The 12,953-nt window shown below is 43.6% G+C and carries 16 protein-coding genes; 9 read left to right on the forward strand and 7 right to left on the reverse strand.

Annotation, left to right across the window (positions count from 1 at the left end):
- Positions 1 to 47: 47 nt before the first annotated feature.
- Positions 48 to 395 carry an NAD-dependent epimerase/dehydratase family protein gene (locus tag DCC82_RS04735; protein WP_233252929.1) on the reverse strand — a complete coding sequence of 116 codons (348 nt, stop codon included), beginning with the start codon at positions 393 to 395 and terminating at the stop codon, positions 48 to 50.
- A gap of 96 nt (positions 396 to 491) precedes the next feature.
- On the opposite strand from DCC82_RS04735, the gene recX reads away from it, so the two are divergent.
- The gene (recX, locus tag DCC82_RS04740) at positions 492 to 1,307 is read left to right on the forward strand and encodes a recombination regulator RecX (RefSeq protein ID WP_097354114.1); all 816 of its coding nucleotides are present in this window, start codon (positions 492 to 494) and stop codon (positions 1,305 to 1,307) included.
- Positions 1,304 to 1,633, forward strand: coding sequence for a YfhH family protein (locus DCC82_RS04745; RefSeq protein WP_012749181.1), 330 nt, complete (start codon positions 1,304 to 1,306; stop codon positions 1,631 to 1,633). The genes recX and DCC82_RS04745 overlap by 4 nt, the downstream gene beginning before the upstream one ends.
- A 45-nt stretch (positions 1,634 to 1,678) precedes the next feature.
- On the opposite strand, the gene DCC82_RS04750 is transcribed toward DCC82_RS04745, so the two are convergent.
- Positions 1,679 to 1,840, reverse strand: a complete 162-nt coding sequence (locus DCC82_RS04750) for a YpzG family protein (protein ID WP_012749182.1) — start codon at positions 1,838 to 1,840, stop codon at positions 1,679 to 1,681.
- A 32-nt stretch (positions 1,841 to 1,872) separates the two neighbouring features.
- Positions 1,873 to 2,034 (reverse strand): small, acid-soluble spore protein K, encoded by a 162-nt coding sequence (locus DCC82_RS04755; RefSeq protein ID WP_012749183.1) that lies wholly within the window; start codon positions 2,032 to 2,034, stop codon positions 1,873 to 1,875.
- A gap of 117 nt (positions 2,035 to 2,151) precedes the next feature.
- On the opposite strand from DCC82_RS04755, the gene DCC82_RS04760 reads away from it, so the two are divergent.
- Entirely contained in the window at positions 2,152 to 2,421 is a 270-nt protein-coding gene (locus tag DCC82_RS04760; RefSeq protein ID WP_041269804.1) for a YfhJ family protein, read from the forward strand.
- Between the two features lie 37 nt (positions 2,422 to 2,458).
- Here the strand turns inward: DCC82_RS04760 and DCC82_RS04765 are convergent, their stop codons facing one another.
- The 3 genes from DCC82_RS04765 to fdhF all read right to left on the reverse strand — a co-directional run bounded on the left by DCC82_RS04765 (position 2,459) and on the right by fdhF (position 7,078).
- Positions 2,459 to 3,439 carry a metal-dependent hydrolase gene (locus tag DCC82_RS04765; protein WP_097354115.1) on the reverse strand — a complete coding sequence of 327 codons (981 nt, stop codon included), beginning with the start codon at positions 3,437 to 3,439 and terminating at the stop codon, positions 2,459 to 2,461.
- A 191-nt stretch (positions 3,440 to 3,630) separates the two neighbouring features.
- Positions 3,631 to 4,122, reverse strand: coding sequence for a helical membrane plugin domain-containing protein (locus DCC82_RS04770; RefSeq protein WP_062678465.1), 492 nt, complete (start codon positions 4,120 to 4,122; stop codon positions 3,631 to 3,633).
- Positions 4,115 to 7,078, reverse strand: a complete 2,964-nt coding sequence (fdhF, locus tag DCC82_RS04775; RefSeq protein ID WP_097354116.1) for a formate dehydrogenase subunit alpha — start codon at positions 7,076 to 7,078, stop codon at positions 4,115 to 4,117. The genes DCC82_RS04770 and fdhF overlap by 8 nt, the downstream gene beginning before the upstream one ends.
- Positions 7,079 to 7,354: 276 nt before the next feature.
- On the opposite strand from fdhF, the gene DCC82_RS04780 reads away from it, so the two are divergent.
- The 4 genes from DCC82_RS04780 to mutY all read left to right on the forward strand — a co-directional run bounded on the left by DCC82_RS04780 (position 7,355) and on the right by mutY (position 11,306).
- The gene (locus DCC82_RS04780) at positions 7,355 to 7,702 is read left to right on the forward strand and encodes a Na-translocating system protein MpsC family protein (RefSeq protein ID WP_097354117.1); all 348 of its coding nucleotides are present in this window, start codon (positions 7,355 to 7,357) and stop codon (positions 7,700 to 7,702) included.
- A 279-nt stretch (positions 7,703 to 7,981) separates the two neighbouring features.
- On the forward strand, positions 7,982 to 8,770 hold the full coding sequence (fdhD, locus tag DCC82_RS04785; protein ID WP_097354118.1) for a formate dehydrogenase accessory sulfurtransferase FdhD: 789 nt from the start codon (positions 7,982 to 7,984) through the stop codon (positions 8,768 to 8,770).
- 16 nt (positions 8,771 to 8,786) lie between these two features.
- Positions 8,787 to 10,061 (forward strand): L-lactate MFS transporter, encoded by a 1,275-nt coding sequence (locus tag DCC82_RS04790; RefSeq protein ID WP_097354119.1) that lies wholly within the window; start codon positions 8,787 to 8,789, stop codon positions 10,059 to 10,061.
- A gap of 144 nt (positions 10,062 to 10,205) precedes the next feature.
- Positions 10,206 to 11,306: an A/G-specific adenine glycosylase gene (gene mutY / locus DCC82_RS04795; RefSeq protein ID WP_097354120.1), complete on the forward strand. Its 1,101-nt coding sequence runs from the start codon at positions 10,206 to 10,208 to the stop codon at positions 11,304 to 11,306.
- 10 nt (positions 11,307 to 11,316) lie between these two features.
- Here the strand turns inward: mutY and DCC82_RS04800 are convergent, their stop codons facing one another.
- Positions 11,317 to 11,541, reverse strand: coding sequence for a hypothetical protein (locus DCC82_RS04800; protein WP_012749192.1), 225 nt, complete (start codon positions 11,539 to 11,541; stop codon positions 11,317 to 11,319).
- A gap of 68 nt (positions 11,542 to 11,609) precedes the next feature.
- On the opposite strand from DCC82_RS04800, the gene fabL reads away from it, so the two are divergent.
- Positions 11,610 to 12,359: an enoyl-[acyl-carrier-protein] reductase FabL gene (fabL, locus tag DCC82_RS04805; protein ID WP_012749193.1), complete on the forward strand. Its 750-nt coding sequence runs from the start codon at positions 11,610 to 11,612 to the stop codon at positions 12,357 to 12,359.
- Positions 12,360 to 12,417: 58 nt separating this feature from the next.
- Positions 12,418 to 12,603, forward strand: a complete 186-nt coding sequence (locus tag DCC82_RS04810; protein ID WP_012749194.1) for a gamma-type small acid-soluble spore protein — start codon at positions 12,418 to 12,420, stop codon at positions 12,601 to 12,603.
- The last annotated feature ends 350 nt before the right edge of the window (positions 12,604 to 12,953 follow it).

A 12,953-nucleotide genomic window follows, 5' to 3' on the forward strand; every position in this document is an offset into this window, starting at 1 on the left:
AAAGTTATTCTGAAAAACTAAATAAAAAATCCTTTGTTTTGACCTTGTTAGGGTGCGAAATGTGAGTTAATAAATACGCGAGGAGGGGATGGCAATGATTTGATCAGCTCAATCATCCATTGGGTCGTGGAGACACGGCTATGGACAATGCGTTCTTTCTGCTTTTTTGTCCATCTTCTGCGGTTAATCGGTTCGCCGGCTAAATTAATCACGGCGCCAAAGGCAGGAAAGTCTGCTTGGGGGCGGCTTTCAGGCGTGAATAAAACATAGCGGATATTAGAAGAAGATAATTTAGGATGCCGCGTCAATATATAAATGGTATGGCCTTGTGACGCAAGGTGGTTCGAAAGCGCTTTTCCGATAAATCCAGTTCCGCCGGCAATGGCGATATTCATATTATATTCCCTCCTGATTTTATGGTAGTTTATTCATTTCGCTTTTTGTGTACGAAATACCTTCTATGGTACGATAAAAAATGGAGGGAAAAACCGATGGGGATCATTACGAATATTGCGGTTCAGACAAAAAATCCAGAGCGTTTTAACGTGTCCATCCAAAAGGAAAATGGAGAAACACTTGTTTTTAGTGTTGATCAAGACGTGCTTCTTCAGTTTCGTTTGAAAAAAGGAATGAAAATAGATGAACACTCTTTCCAACAAATAGTATATGCAGATGAAGTAAAAAAAACGTATCATCAAGCATTATATTTTTTATCATATCGAATGCGGTCCGAACAGGAAGTAGTCGATTATTTGAAGAAAAAAGGGGCGTCTGAGAGCATTATCGATGACGTGCTGCATAAGTTGAGGGAAAATAAGTATGTTGATGACCGTGAATTTGCGTTTGCTTATGTTCGTACGCAAAAACAAACGACAGCAAAAGGCCCGTACGTCATTCGAAAAGAACTTGAAAAGTTAGGAATTGCGACGGAGTGGATTGACCAAAGTCTTGCGCTGTATTCATTTGACGAACAAGTGGAAACGGCAAAATCGCTTTATGAAAAAGCAAAAAAACAGCGGGCAAAACAGTCTTTGCGGCAATGGAAATATCAGATCGGGCAGCTTTTATATCGAAAAGGATTTCCGCAGGAAGTCATCGATCGGGTGCTGTTGTCAGAACGGGACGAAAAGGAGGAACAGGAGTGGGAAGCTTTGGAGTATCAAGGAAGAAAAGCGCATCGTCGCTATGAAAAATATAATAGTCCGATGTACGAGCAAAAAATGAAGCAGGCTTTGTACCGGAAAGGCTTCCCACTGGAGATGATCGAGCAATTTTTGGACAAATTAAAGGAGGGAGACAAACGATGAAAGCGCAAGGAGAACAAAAGCGTTATAGTGAAATGACGGAACAAGAGTTGCATCAGGAAATCGCGGCATTAACGGAAAAAGCGCGCAAAGCAGAACGGATGGGCATGATAAATGAATACGCCGTATATGAAAGAAAAATCGCGATGGCAAAAGCGTATTTGCTTGACCCGAATGATTTTCAGCCGGGAGAAATATATGAGATCGAGGGAGATCCGGGAGAATATTTTAAAGTGCGTTATTTGAAAGGAGTATTTGCTTGGGGCTATCGGTTAAAGGGAAACGGGGAGGAAGAAGCATTGCCGATTTCGTTGTTGCGAAAGCCGTAATTATAGTAAAGAGAACCTAGAGAAGATTCTCTAGGTTCGATTTTGTTACGATTGTTTCCGCGTTTGACGCTCAAGGATAATTAAGTTAAGTGTTTGTTGAGTTTCTCCGTTGACTTGTGCATGGGCATGTTTTGGATTTGCCCATGGCTGCTGGAAAGGATTGGAGTATAAGTTATCATAAAATTTTTTGTGCGAATGGCGACCCATTGTCTCACACCTCTCAAAATAAGAGAAAGTTTTTAAAAATTGTCATCGCGTTTACCGGAAGCGTGCATGCGTTCTTGCGGATGGGTGTTAGTCGTGCCGTTTGCCCGTTTTGAAGCATATTCCGCTTTCGCTCGTGGTTCACCTTCGAATTTATTATTGTTTTGGTTTGGGAAGTTGCGTTCTTTATTCCGCATCGCACATTCCCTCCTTTGCAATTGCTCGTGTTGATGGCCAACACGTATTTTTATTATGAGGATATTTTGCTCTCTTATGTGTTCAAATTGTTGGGATAAGAGGTGGAAAAAATGACGATGAATGAATATTTTGAACGGCTGACGAACTATTTGTTGGAGAAAAATCCGTCGCTTGCTTATGCCCAAGCAAGAACGTGGGTCGAATTGCTATGGGAAGATTTCGAAACGACATATGCCCGCGCTGGATACGAATATAGAGGAAAAGAGCTGACAGAAAAAGTAGTGCGTCAATGGATTGACCGGTATGGAGCGACATTACATGAATTTCAAACGACAAATCCGAAATATCAACATTTGCTAAATCGCAATGATTATTTAAAACATTGAAAATAGGCGGTTGTTTCAAAACGACCGCCTATTTTTATCAGTTTGGAATGAGGTCCAGTTTTTTTCGCAATTTCCCTTCGCTGAAAATCCAGCCGGTATACGAACTGACAATATTTAAATTGCGATCTAATTGCACTACGGCGACGAATGGATAATAGCCTTTGCTGCGATAGCGCAAGTCGGTAAAGCGCACTTCGTAATAATCATCGTATTCATTAAGTTCCCAGCGATAAACAGGGGAGAACGATAAAAAGGCGGCAACGTTTTCATCCTTTTTCGCTGCTTCGATGACAGGGTCATCAGGAAGCGGACATTTTTCAAATTGGTCCAATATATAGATGCACCCGTTTTTGGCCCTCGCGACATAAAAGTAGTCTTTTGCCGTAATCGCCAAATGCCACTCGCGGAAGCGGAACGTCGGAACGGTAATAATCTGTTCGACATCGGCAATTTCAGCACGGATGGCTTGTTTAATCGCTGCCTGCTGGCGTAATCGTATTATATAATAAGCGGCGATGACACCGTAAATCGCTAGAAACGTATAGCCGGGATGAAGGTCAAGAAACAACAGGCCAACCCCGATGACATGCAGGGCAAAAATAATTGGATCGAATGTATTGATCACACCAAGCGCAATCCACTTTTTTGTAAACGGCCGCAGCGCTTGCGTGCCGTAAGCGTTAAAAATATCGACAAATACGTGAACTGCGACAGAAATGAACGTCCATAGCCATAAGTGAAATACATTGACGTATGAATAAAAGCAAACGATAATGCCTGTAATGAATAACGACCATAGCCATACGGCAGGAATCGAATGGGTAATTCCGCGATGATTGCGGATATATTTTGCGTTGTTTTGTAATTTTAAAATCGTATCAATATCCGGCGCTTGGGAGCCGGCTAATGTTCCGATCAGCACAGCATGAGACAAAAAAGGGTCTTGAGCGACAGTGGGGTCCAATGTGGCAATACTGCCTAGCGCTACCCCCATAAGAATGTGTGTGCCTGTATCCAAGCGAAATAAGCCTCCTTTGCTAGTTTCGTTCATTAGTATATCCAGTCCGTTTTCGATCATTGGACGAGTAAGCACATAAAAACAAGGATGTATTTATTGCCAGTGTAGCACATTTCGAATGCATTGGCGAGGGAAGGGAATACTAAAGCCATCTTTCCTGTTTAGGAAAGATGGCTGAAAAAGGCGAATGTTTAGCTTTTATCATCATCCAGACGTTTTCCAAATTCTTTTAAAGAGGAAAGAATAAAGCGGATGGCGCGGTTAATGTCAGGATCATTCACTGCTTTTAAAAGATCGAAAATGCCGATTTTTTTATCTTTTTCTTTTGTTTGCTTATATGCTTCGGCAATGCTTGAAGCGGTGCTTTCCAATAATTTAGTGGTTAATTGCGGATCTAGATTGGCAAGCAGCTGTGCCATCCCGATCACATGATTAATCGCTGTTGTCACCGGTTTGCGATTTGCTTGGCCGATGACGATTTTCACGATATCTTCCTTTGCTTTAAGCATCGCATTTGCCGCTTCGAGTATGCCGCTTTTATGCAGTTCTTCTATAATAGAAAGCAGTTCAGTGACCGCTTCTTCTTTTTCCGTCAATGAAGTTTTTAGTTCTTCTATTGTTTTCTCACGTTTTTCTTCTTCGGTAATGGTTTGTTTTTGAATGGTTGTAATTGGTTTAGCCACGCGGCTGTGCCTCCTTCCATTCATCCGTTAAAGGAACGTAATCCGGACGCTTCCATTTTCGATCGACTTCGACGCCTCTTTTTGGATTCCGCTTTTTAAATCGCGGATTGGTGCGCGGGAGCGGAGATTCTCCGTCGACTTCCAACACTTGCATGCGCACTCTTGCTTGTTTAAACGCCGGTGTATTCGTGCGATGGTCAGTGGCAGGACCGGTAAGGATGTTAATGGCGCTTTCGTTTGTTGCCGAGTGCATTGGCAAGAATAATTCTTTTCCTTTGACACGGTCAGTGACGAGCACGCGCACTTTTACTCTGCCGAATGGTGATTCTAAACGAACGAGCGAGCCGTCTTTGATGCCGCGTTCTTTCGCTAATTCCGGAGATACTTCAACGAATATTTCAGGGAATTTTCTTTGAATGCCTTCTGATTTGTATGTTAAGTTTCCTTCATGGAAATGTTCGAGCAATCGTCCGTTGTTCACAAGCAAATCGTATTCTTCCGGATATTCTGCCGGCTGTACCCAGTCGGCGAGTGCAAAGCGCGCTTTTCCATCCGGGAAGTTGAAGCGTTCTTTATAAAGAATCGGCGTATCTGCACCGTCGTAGCTGCCCCAGCAAAGGCTTTTCCAGCCTTCCAAGTTTTCGTAATGCGCTTGTGAAAAAAGCGGAGCAAGACTCGCGATTTCGTCCATAATTTCTTTCGGTCCGGCGTAGTTCCAATCAGCACCCATCCGTTTGGCGATTTCTTGAATGATCCACCAGTCCGGTTTTGAATCGCCGAGCGGTTCAAGCGCTTGGTAAAAACGTTGAATGCGCCGCTCTGTGTTGGTAAACGTTCCTTCTTTTTCTAAGCTTGGAGCTGCTGGCAAAACAACGTCAGCAAATTGCGCTGTTTTCGATAAGAAAATGTCCTGTACTACCAAGAAGTCTAACTCTGATAGCACTTTTTGGACATGATTGGCGTTGCAGTCCACAAGTGCCATATCTTCGCCGACGATATACATTGCCTTTAATTTTCCTTGTTCGGCTGCTTCGATCATTTGGATGTTATCAAGACCAGGTTTTCCATCGATGCGGACGCCGTACGCTTTTTCAAATTTTGCCCGCGCGATATCATCCGTAATATGCTGGTATCCTGGAAGCCAGGCAGGAAGGGACCCCATATCACAAGCACCTTGCACGTTGTTATGGCCGCGGAGCGGGAACGCTCCAGCGCCTGGGCGTCCATAGTTGCCTGTTGCGAGCAATAAGTTCGAGATGGCCGCTGATGTATCGCTTCCTCCCGTGTTTTGCGTAACGCCCATTCCCCAGAGAACGCACGTGCCATCTGCTTCATGGATCATTTCAGCGATGCGGATTAAGTCTGCTTTCGCAATGCCTGTTACTTCTTCCGCGTAATCGAGCGTATATTTTTCGAGCACTTCTTTGAATTCGTCGAAGAAATGAACGCGTTCGCGAATGAATTTTTCATCGTGCCAGCCTTGGTCAATGATATATTTCGTGACGGCCATCAACCATACTTGATCCGTTCCCTGTTTTGGTCGGATAAATAAATCGGCGCGTTCCGCCATTTCATTTTTGCGCAAGTCAGCAACAATTAATTTTTGACCAAATAGTTTATGGGCACGTTTGACGCGAGTCGCCAAAACCGGATGTCCTTCCGCCGGATTGGCGCCGATAATAATCACTAATCCCGCGGATGCGATATCATGAATCGTTCCGGAATCGCCGCCCATTCCTACCGTGCGGAACAATCCGTCGGTTGCCGGCGATTGGCAATAGCGCGAACAGTTGTCGACGTTGTTCGTTTCAAATACTTGCCGAGCCAATTTTTGCATTAAATAGTTTTCTTCATTGGATATTTTCGACGACGAAATAAAGCCGATGGCATTGCCGCCGTATTTCCGTTTGATTTCGCCAAGTTTTTCTGCAACAAGCGAAAGCGCTTCTTCCCATGTGGATTCGACAAACACGTCACCTTTGCGGATAAGCGGTTTGGTCAGGCGCTCTTCGCTGTTGACGAAATCCCAACCGAATTTTCCTTTTACACATGTGGAAATTGCATTGACCGGTGCCTCGGAGACAGGCTGGATTTTTAAAATTTTCCGTCCTTTTGTCCATACTTCAAACGAACAGCCGACACCGCAGAACGTACAAACTGTTTTTGTTTTTTTGATGCGCTGTTTGCGCATCGCCGCTTCGATTTCCGAAATGGCAAAAATACTGCTGTAGCCAGGTTCGACTTCCTTTACAAAATTGATCATCGGATTTAAAATTTCTTTATCTAAACCGGTCATAAAGCCGGCCTCGCCTAACATCGATTTTTCCATTAATGCATTACATGGGCAAACGGTAACGCATTGTCCGCAACTGACACAGGAAGATTCGTTAATCGGAACACCGTTATCCCAAATGACACGAGGGCGTTCCGCTTCCCAGTCAATAGATAATGTTTCGTTTACTTGTAAGTTTTGACATACTTCTACGCATTGACCACAGGCGATACATTGATTTGGATCATAGCGGTAGAATGGATGGGACATGTCGACTTCCGATGGATCTACTTTCGGGCGATATGGATACGATTGATGTTCGATTCCCATTAATTCCGCTGTATTGTGCAATTTACAGTTTCCGTTATTGTTATCGCAGACAGTACAATATAATAGGTGGTTTTCTAGGATGCGGTCCATCGCTTCTTTTTGAGCTGCTTTCGCCCGTTCGGAAGAAAGCTCGATGTTCATGCCGTCTTTAGCAGGAGTAGAACAGGCGCGCACCAATTTTCCATCTGCTTCGACAATGCATGTGTCGCACGTTTGAATGGCTCCCAGCTCAGGAGTATAGCAAACTTGCGGATGTGGAATGTTGTTTTCATTAATGACTTCCAAAATCGTCGTTCCTTGTTTTGCGCTGTAATCGCTTCCGTTTATTGTAATCGTTATCAATTGTTCGCTCATGCTTAAACCTCCTCCACAGTAAAATAAAAACTCCACCATGAATGAAGATGGTCTTCAGTCATGGTGGAGTAGTTTTTTAGCATGACGATACTAAAATAACCAATCCATATCCAAATAGACTACTAGTAGAAAAATAACAAGGGAAACCTTATTATTTTTCCACTATGTTTATGTCTATTTTGATTTTTTTATTATAATTATATTACTGAATTGTTCGTAAAACAACCTGTAAAGACATCGTTTTTCGCAAATTTATGGTTGGAAAGGGGCTTTTCAATGTCCAAAAAGGAAGCGACATTCAACGATTTAGTGCGGAAAGTTCGCAAGCAACTGTTTGGAAAAGGGCCAGAGCGGATTAAAACATATTTTGTCGACAATCTTGCCATCACTATCTTGCAAGGAAATTTAACGCCGACGGAAAAATTTATCGCAAGGTCCCCTGAAGGAAAAGAAATGGTTCATACGGCGCGCACCCGGATGATTCAGGAAGTATATGCGCAAAAAGTGCCGGAAGGACTTGAGGAACTGGCAGGATCCAAACTATTATATCTATTTAATGATATTAAAGTGGAAGACGATATTGCTGTTTCTGTATTTATATTTGAAAAGCCGATAGAAAAATAATATGTCGAAATATTCTGTATTGTTTTTGAATGCGTTTTCATGATATGCTAAAAGCAGATTAACATGATGAGTATGGTAGGAAGCTTAGCTATACAATGGCGAAAGAGCGATTGGTAGTTAAGTTTCCGCTTGTAGCGTGACGAGAGCGTTGGTTTTGTCACAGGAGCTCTGTGCTGAAACTACCGCCACTTTTCTATGTGCGCGAAGGATAGTATGCCTTCGTCATAGAAAATGTGGCGGTTTTCTTTTTGTGAAATCCGGAAACGGGGGGTGGGGTCGATGGAGTCATTCGTGACTCGTAAGCAAAAAATTGTAAAGTATCATAATGATCATTTTGAAGAGCTAGATGATGAGGTTGCGGTGGAGTTTCCGCTTACGATTGTCGTTGACGGGCAAGAATTCGCAACAATGGTATGCACTCCGACCCATTTGGAAGAATTGGTCATCGGTTTTTTAGCTTCGGAAGGACTGATTCGTTCCAGCAAGGAAATAAAGGCAATATCCGTGGATGAACATCGCGGATTTGCCTATGTTGAGCTTGTCACGAAACAGTCTATTCAAAAAGAGTTTTATGCAAGACGGTTTATCGGCTCTTGCTGTGGAAAAAGCAGACAATTTTATTTTTACAACGATATGAAAACTGCCAAAACGGTTGTGCACAGAACAAACGTTCGTGTTGACCAATGTTTTCGTCTTATGCGGCTGTTGCAAGAGAGATCCACCGATTTTCAGGCGACTGGCGGCATTCATAACGCAGCGCTTTGTACGCCGAACGAACTAGTCATCGTTCGTTCTGATATTGGCAGGCATAATGCGTTGGACAAAATTTACGGATATTGCTTGCAGCACGATTTGCAGTTATCGGACAAATTAATCGCGTTCAGCGGAAGAGTATCATCGGAAGTATTGCTGAAAGTTTCCAAAATGGGAATAGGCATTATTTTATCGAAATCCGCGCCAACGACATTGGCGCTCGAATTAGCGAACGATTTAGGCATTACGGTTGTAGGGTTTATTCGCGGACAAACGTTTAATGTGTATACGCATGTCGATCAAATAATCGAATAAAAAGGGGGACTAACAAATGAAAAATCGTTGGTTCATCGCTTTATCAGCAGTAGGAATTCATATTTGCATCGGTTCTGTTTATGCATGGAGTAATTTTACGAATCCATTAAAACAAATGTTTGGGTGGTCGGATCAAGAAGTTGCGCTAACATTTAGCATTGCCATTTTGTTTTTAGGTTTATCAGCGGCATTCCTTGGTCACTTTGTCGAAAAACACGGTCCTAGAAAAGCAGGATTACTTGCTGCAACGTTTTTTGGGATCGGCATTGCTGGTTCCGGATTTGCGGTTGTTTTGGAATCGAAGCATTTGCTTTACCTATTCTATGGGGTGTTAGGCGGAATTGGTCTTGGAGTAGGATATATTACACCTGTTTCTACGCTGGTGAAATGGTTCCCAGATCGTCGTGGTTTTGCTACGGGGCTTGCGATTATGGGATTCGGATTTGCCGCCGCCATTTCAAGTCCTGTGATGAACAGTTTGATCGGTTCGGTTGGCGTTAGTAACACGTTTTATATTTTAGGCGCTGTTTACTTTTTGATTATGGCTTTCTCTTCTCTTTACTTAGAGAAGCCGCCTGAAGGTTGGATGCCTGAAGGATTTAAAGAAAAAGTGAAGGCTGGAAAAGCAAAACCATCGATGGATTTATCACAATTGACCGCAAATGAAGCAATTAAAACAAGACGTTTTTGGTATTTATGGATGATGTTGTTTATCAATGTAACATGCGGCATTGCTATCTTAGCTGTGGCAAAGCCGCTTGCCATGGAAAGTATCGGTATTGACCAAGCTGCGGCTGCGGCATTGGTTGGCGCCATTGGAGTATTTAACGGCTTAGGACGTATCGGCTGGGCATCTGCCTCTGATTACATCGGAAGACCAAATACCTATACAGTATTCTTCGTTTTACAAATTATTATCTTCTTTTTCTTGCCGGACGTTTCGGTCAAGTGGTTGTTTATGGGAATGTTGATTATCGTGTACACTTGCTACGGCGGAGGATTTGCGTGCATTCCTGCGTATATCGGAGACTTGTTTGGTACAAAGCAATTAGGTGCCATTCATGGTTACATTTTGACCGCTTGGGCAGCCGCAGGACTTGTAGGCCCGCTATTTGCCGCTTACATCAAGGATACTACCGGTTCTTATGAAGACAGCTTAACCTTCTTCGCAGGGCTATTTGTTATCGCTTTGGCTGCTTCTCTGCTGGTGCGTATTGATATCCGTCAATTACAAGAGAAAAATGCTCAATCTATATATCCGTCAATTACAGAAGAAAAAAGTACAATCTAATAAACAAGCCTTCTTCTGGTGAATTGTTTAAGAATAGCGAAAAAAGAAGAGGCACCATTCAAGCCCTCCTTGTACTGCGGCAAGCAGCATCATTTGTTATAATAAACATGCTAGATGGAATAAAAGCAGCATGGAGGAGACAAGGTGAAGACACGAACGTTGCTGGATGGCTTTGACATCGAACAATTTCAGTTAGATTTAATCGGCTGGTTTGAAAAAGAACAGCGTGACCTGCCGTGGCGCAAAGATAACGACCCGTATAAAGTATGGGTGTCGGAAGTGATGCTGCAGCAGACAAAGGTCGATACGGTGATCCCGTATTTTCATAAGTTTATCGAGCAATTTCCGACACTGGAGGCGCTTGCGGAAGCGGACGAAGAAGAGGTGCTGAAAGCGTGGGAAGGACTCGGCTACTACTCGCGCGTCCGCAATTTACATGCAGCGGTAAAAGAAGTGAAAGAGCAATATGGCGGGAAAATTCCCGACAATCCAGAACAGTTTTCCAAATTAAAGGGAGTTGGGCCGTATACGACAGGGGCAGTATTAAGCATCGCCTATGGCATTCCGGAACCTGCCGTCGACGGCAATGTGATGCGGGTATTATCACGGATTTTTCTTGTCTGGGAAGATATCGCCAAAACAGGAACGAGAAAGTTATTCGAAGCGATTATCCGGCAAATTATTTCACGCGAAAACCCTTCGTATTTTAACCAGGCGTTGATGGAGTTAGGAGCGCTTATTTGTACACCGCGTAATCCGGCTTGTCTCCTTTGCCCGGTACAAGCGCATTGCCGGGCGCTGCAAGAAGGGGTACAGACGGAGCTTCCGGTAAAAACGAAAAAAACGAGTGTTAAACAAGTGGCGATTGCAGCTGCGGTGCTGAAAGATGAACATGGCAAAGTACTGATCCATAAGCGGGACAGCGATGGATTGCTTGCGAATTTATGGGAATTTCCGAACTGCGAAGTAGCCCATTCACGGGAAAATCCGGAAAGACAGTTGGAAAAGTTTTTGAAGGAAGAATACGGGGCAATAGTCCAGCTTGAGAAACCTTTTGCGGTTTTAGAACATGTGTTTTCTCACTTAGTTTGGAATATTACCGTTTATGACGGCAAACTAGTTAATAGTTTTACGGAAACAGAACAGCTGAAACTTGTTGATGAGCGAGAAATCAGTTTATACGCCTTTCCTGTTTCCCATCAACGAATTTGGCGAGAGTATAAAGAGAAAGAAACAGGTGGATAATCCACCTGTTTCAGTCATACGATTGTCTCGTTCCTTGTGTATAGGTAGCTTCGCTTTTTCTGAGTCCACCGCGAGCTTCGATTTCTTCGATGATTTCGCGGTGGATCGTTTGTCCTTCTGCGTTTAAATAAGGAGCAATTTGCTGAAACGAATGGTGGAAAAAAGCGAGTTCGCTGTCTTTCCATTCTGATTTTGGGATCATCGAAAGTTCGGTCATATCGCGGCCAACGTACATGATGGATGCCTCCTTTTTTTCTAGTTTAAAAAAGTACTCATTCATTTATACATAAAGGGGAGAAAAACATGAGTGAAAAAGTTGCGGTAGTCACAGGAAGCAGCCGTGGAATCGGCAAAGCGATTGCCCTTCGTCTTGCAAAAGAAGGATACGATATTGTCGTTAACTACGCACGCAGTAAAGAAGCGGCGTTACAAACGGCGCAGGAAATCGAAGCGCTGGGGCGAAAAGCGCTTGTCGTGAAAGCGAATGTCGGTGATGTCGAAAAAATTAAAGCGATGTTCGCACAAGTGGATGAAGCATTTGGACGTGTGGATGTCCTTGTTAATAACGCCGCTTCAGGTGTACTGCGGCCGGCGATGGAGCTTGCGGAATCGCATTGGAATTGGACGATGGACATTAACAGTAAAGCACTTTTATTTTGCGCGCAAGAAGCGGCAAAACGAATGGAAAAAGTCGGCGGCGGAAAAATCGTAAGCATTAGTTCGCTAGGTTCTATCCGTTATTTAGAAAATTATACGGCTGTCGGTGTTTCAAAAGCTGCAGTCGAATCATTAACACGTTATTTAGCTGTCGAATTAGCACCGAAAAATATTTCTGTCAATGCCGTATCAGGTGGCGCAGTCGACACAGATGCGTTGAAACATTTTCCAAATCGGGAAGAACTTTTGGCTGATGCGGCAGCCAAAACTCCGGCTGGCCGAATGGTAAAACCTGAAGATATTGTCAACGCGGTAATGTTTTTATTGTCCGACCAAGCAGAAATGATCCGCGGTCAAACGATTATCGTTGATGGTGGAAGATCTTTACTTTTGTAATTTGGATGGATAAAACGATCACCTCCTGGGCACATTAAGTGACGTGGAGGTGATAACAATGGCAAAACAACAACCAAACAAAACAGCTGCAGGCACTAACATTCAAGAAGTAAGACAACAAAACGCACAATCTGCACAAGCAGGTCAATTCGGCACTGAATTTGCTGCAGAAACTAATGTGCAACAAGTAAAACAACAAAACGCGCAAGCAGAAGCTCGCAAAGCGCAAAATTCAAGCAAATAACATAGAAAAGTGGAGGCGAGCCGTTTAACCGCGACGGGCAAATGTTCTTTGCCCGCAGGGGTGTTTGTCACCCCAAGGGAGAAGGTTATTTGTCCCGCTAGCTGCACCTGCGGTTACTCGGTGTATGTCAGCGAAGATGCAAATTCAAGTAGCTGACAGGTTGCGAGCCGAAGCTAGACAGCTAAAAAAGCGGGGGCGGTATAGCCAGTTCTTAGAGAATCGTTTCCCATTGGTCGATTGGGAAAATGATTTCTCAGAAAAGAGCTAGCTGCCTCCATTTTTTATCTTAATTAGGCGAGAAGACTCCCACTTCAACGAAGCGAAGCGGAGTAAGTGGGAGATGAATCGCC

It is taken from the genome of Geobacillus sp. LYN3 (genome assembly GCF_003064505.1).
In the GTDB taxonomy this organism is placed as follows: domain Bacteria; phylum Bacillota; class Bacilli; order Bacillales; family Anoxybacillaceae; genus Parageobacillus_B; species Parageobacillus_B toebii.

Bases quoted from the DNA above. Each gene is read 5' to 3' on its own strand.
- DCC82_RS04735 (WP_233252929.1), bottom strand. From the start codon at position 395: ATGAATATCGCCATTGCCGGCGGAACTGGATTTATCGGAAAAGCGCTT.
- recX (WP_097354114.1), top strand. From the start codon at position 492: ATGGGGATCATTACGAATATTGCGGTTCAGACAAAAAATCCAGAGCGT.
- DCC82_RS04745 (WP_012749181.1), top strand. From the start codon at position 1,304: ATGAAAGCGCAAGGAGAACAAAAGCGTTATAGTGAAATGACGGAACAA.
- DCC82_RS04750 (WP_012749182.1), bottom strand. From the start codon at position 1,840: ATGGGTCGCCATTCGCACAAAAAATTTTATGATAACTTATACTCCAAT.
- DCC82_RS04755 (WP_012749183.1), bottom strand. From the start codon at position 2,034: ATGCGGAATAAAGAACGCAACTTCCCAAACCAAAACAATAATAAATTC.
- DCC82_RS04760 (WP_041269804.1), top strand. From the start codon at position 2,152: ATGAATGAATATTTTGAACGGCTGACGAACTATTTGTTGGAGAAAAAT.
- fdhF (WP_097354116.1), bottom strand. From the start codon at position 7,078: ATGAGCGAACAATTGATAACGATTACAATAAACGGAAGCGATTACAGC.
- DCC82_RS04780 (WP_097354117.1), top strand. From the start codon at position 7,355: ATGTCCAAAAAGGAAGCGACATTCAACGATTTAGTGCGGAAAGTTCGC.
- fdhD (WP_097354118.1), top strand. From the start codon at position 7,982: ATGGAGTCATTCGTGACTCGTAAGCAAAAAATTGTAAAGTATCATAAT.
- DCC82_RS04790 (WP_097354119.1), top strand. From the start codon at position 8,787: ATGAAAAATCGTTGGTTCATCGCTTTATCAGCAGTAGGAATTCATATT.
- DCC82_RS04800 (WP_012749192.1), bottom strand. From the start codon at position 11,541: ATGTACGTTGGCCGCGATATGACCGAACTTTCGATGATCCCAAAATCA.
- fabL (WP_012749193.1), top strand. From the start codon at position 11,610: ATGAGTGAAAAAGTTGCGGTAGTCACAGGAAGCAGCCGTGGAATCGGC.
- DCC82_RS04810 (WP_012749194.1), top strand. From the start codon at position 12,418: ATGGCAAAACAACAACCAAACAAAACAGCTGCAGGCACTAACATTCAA.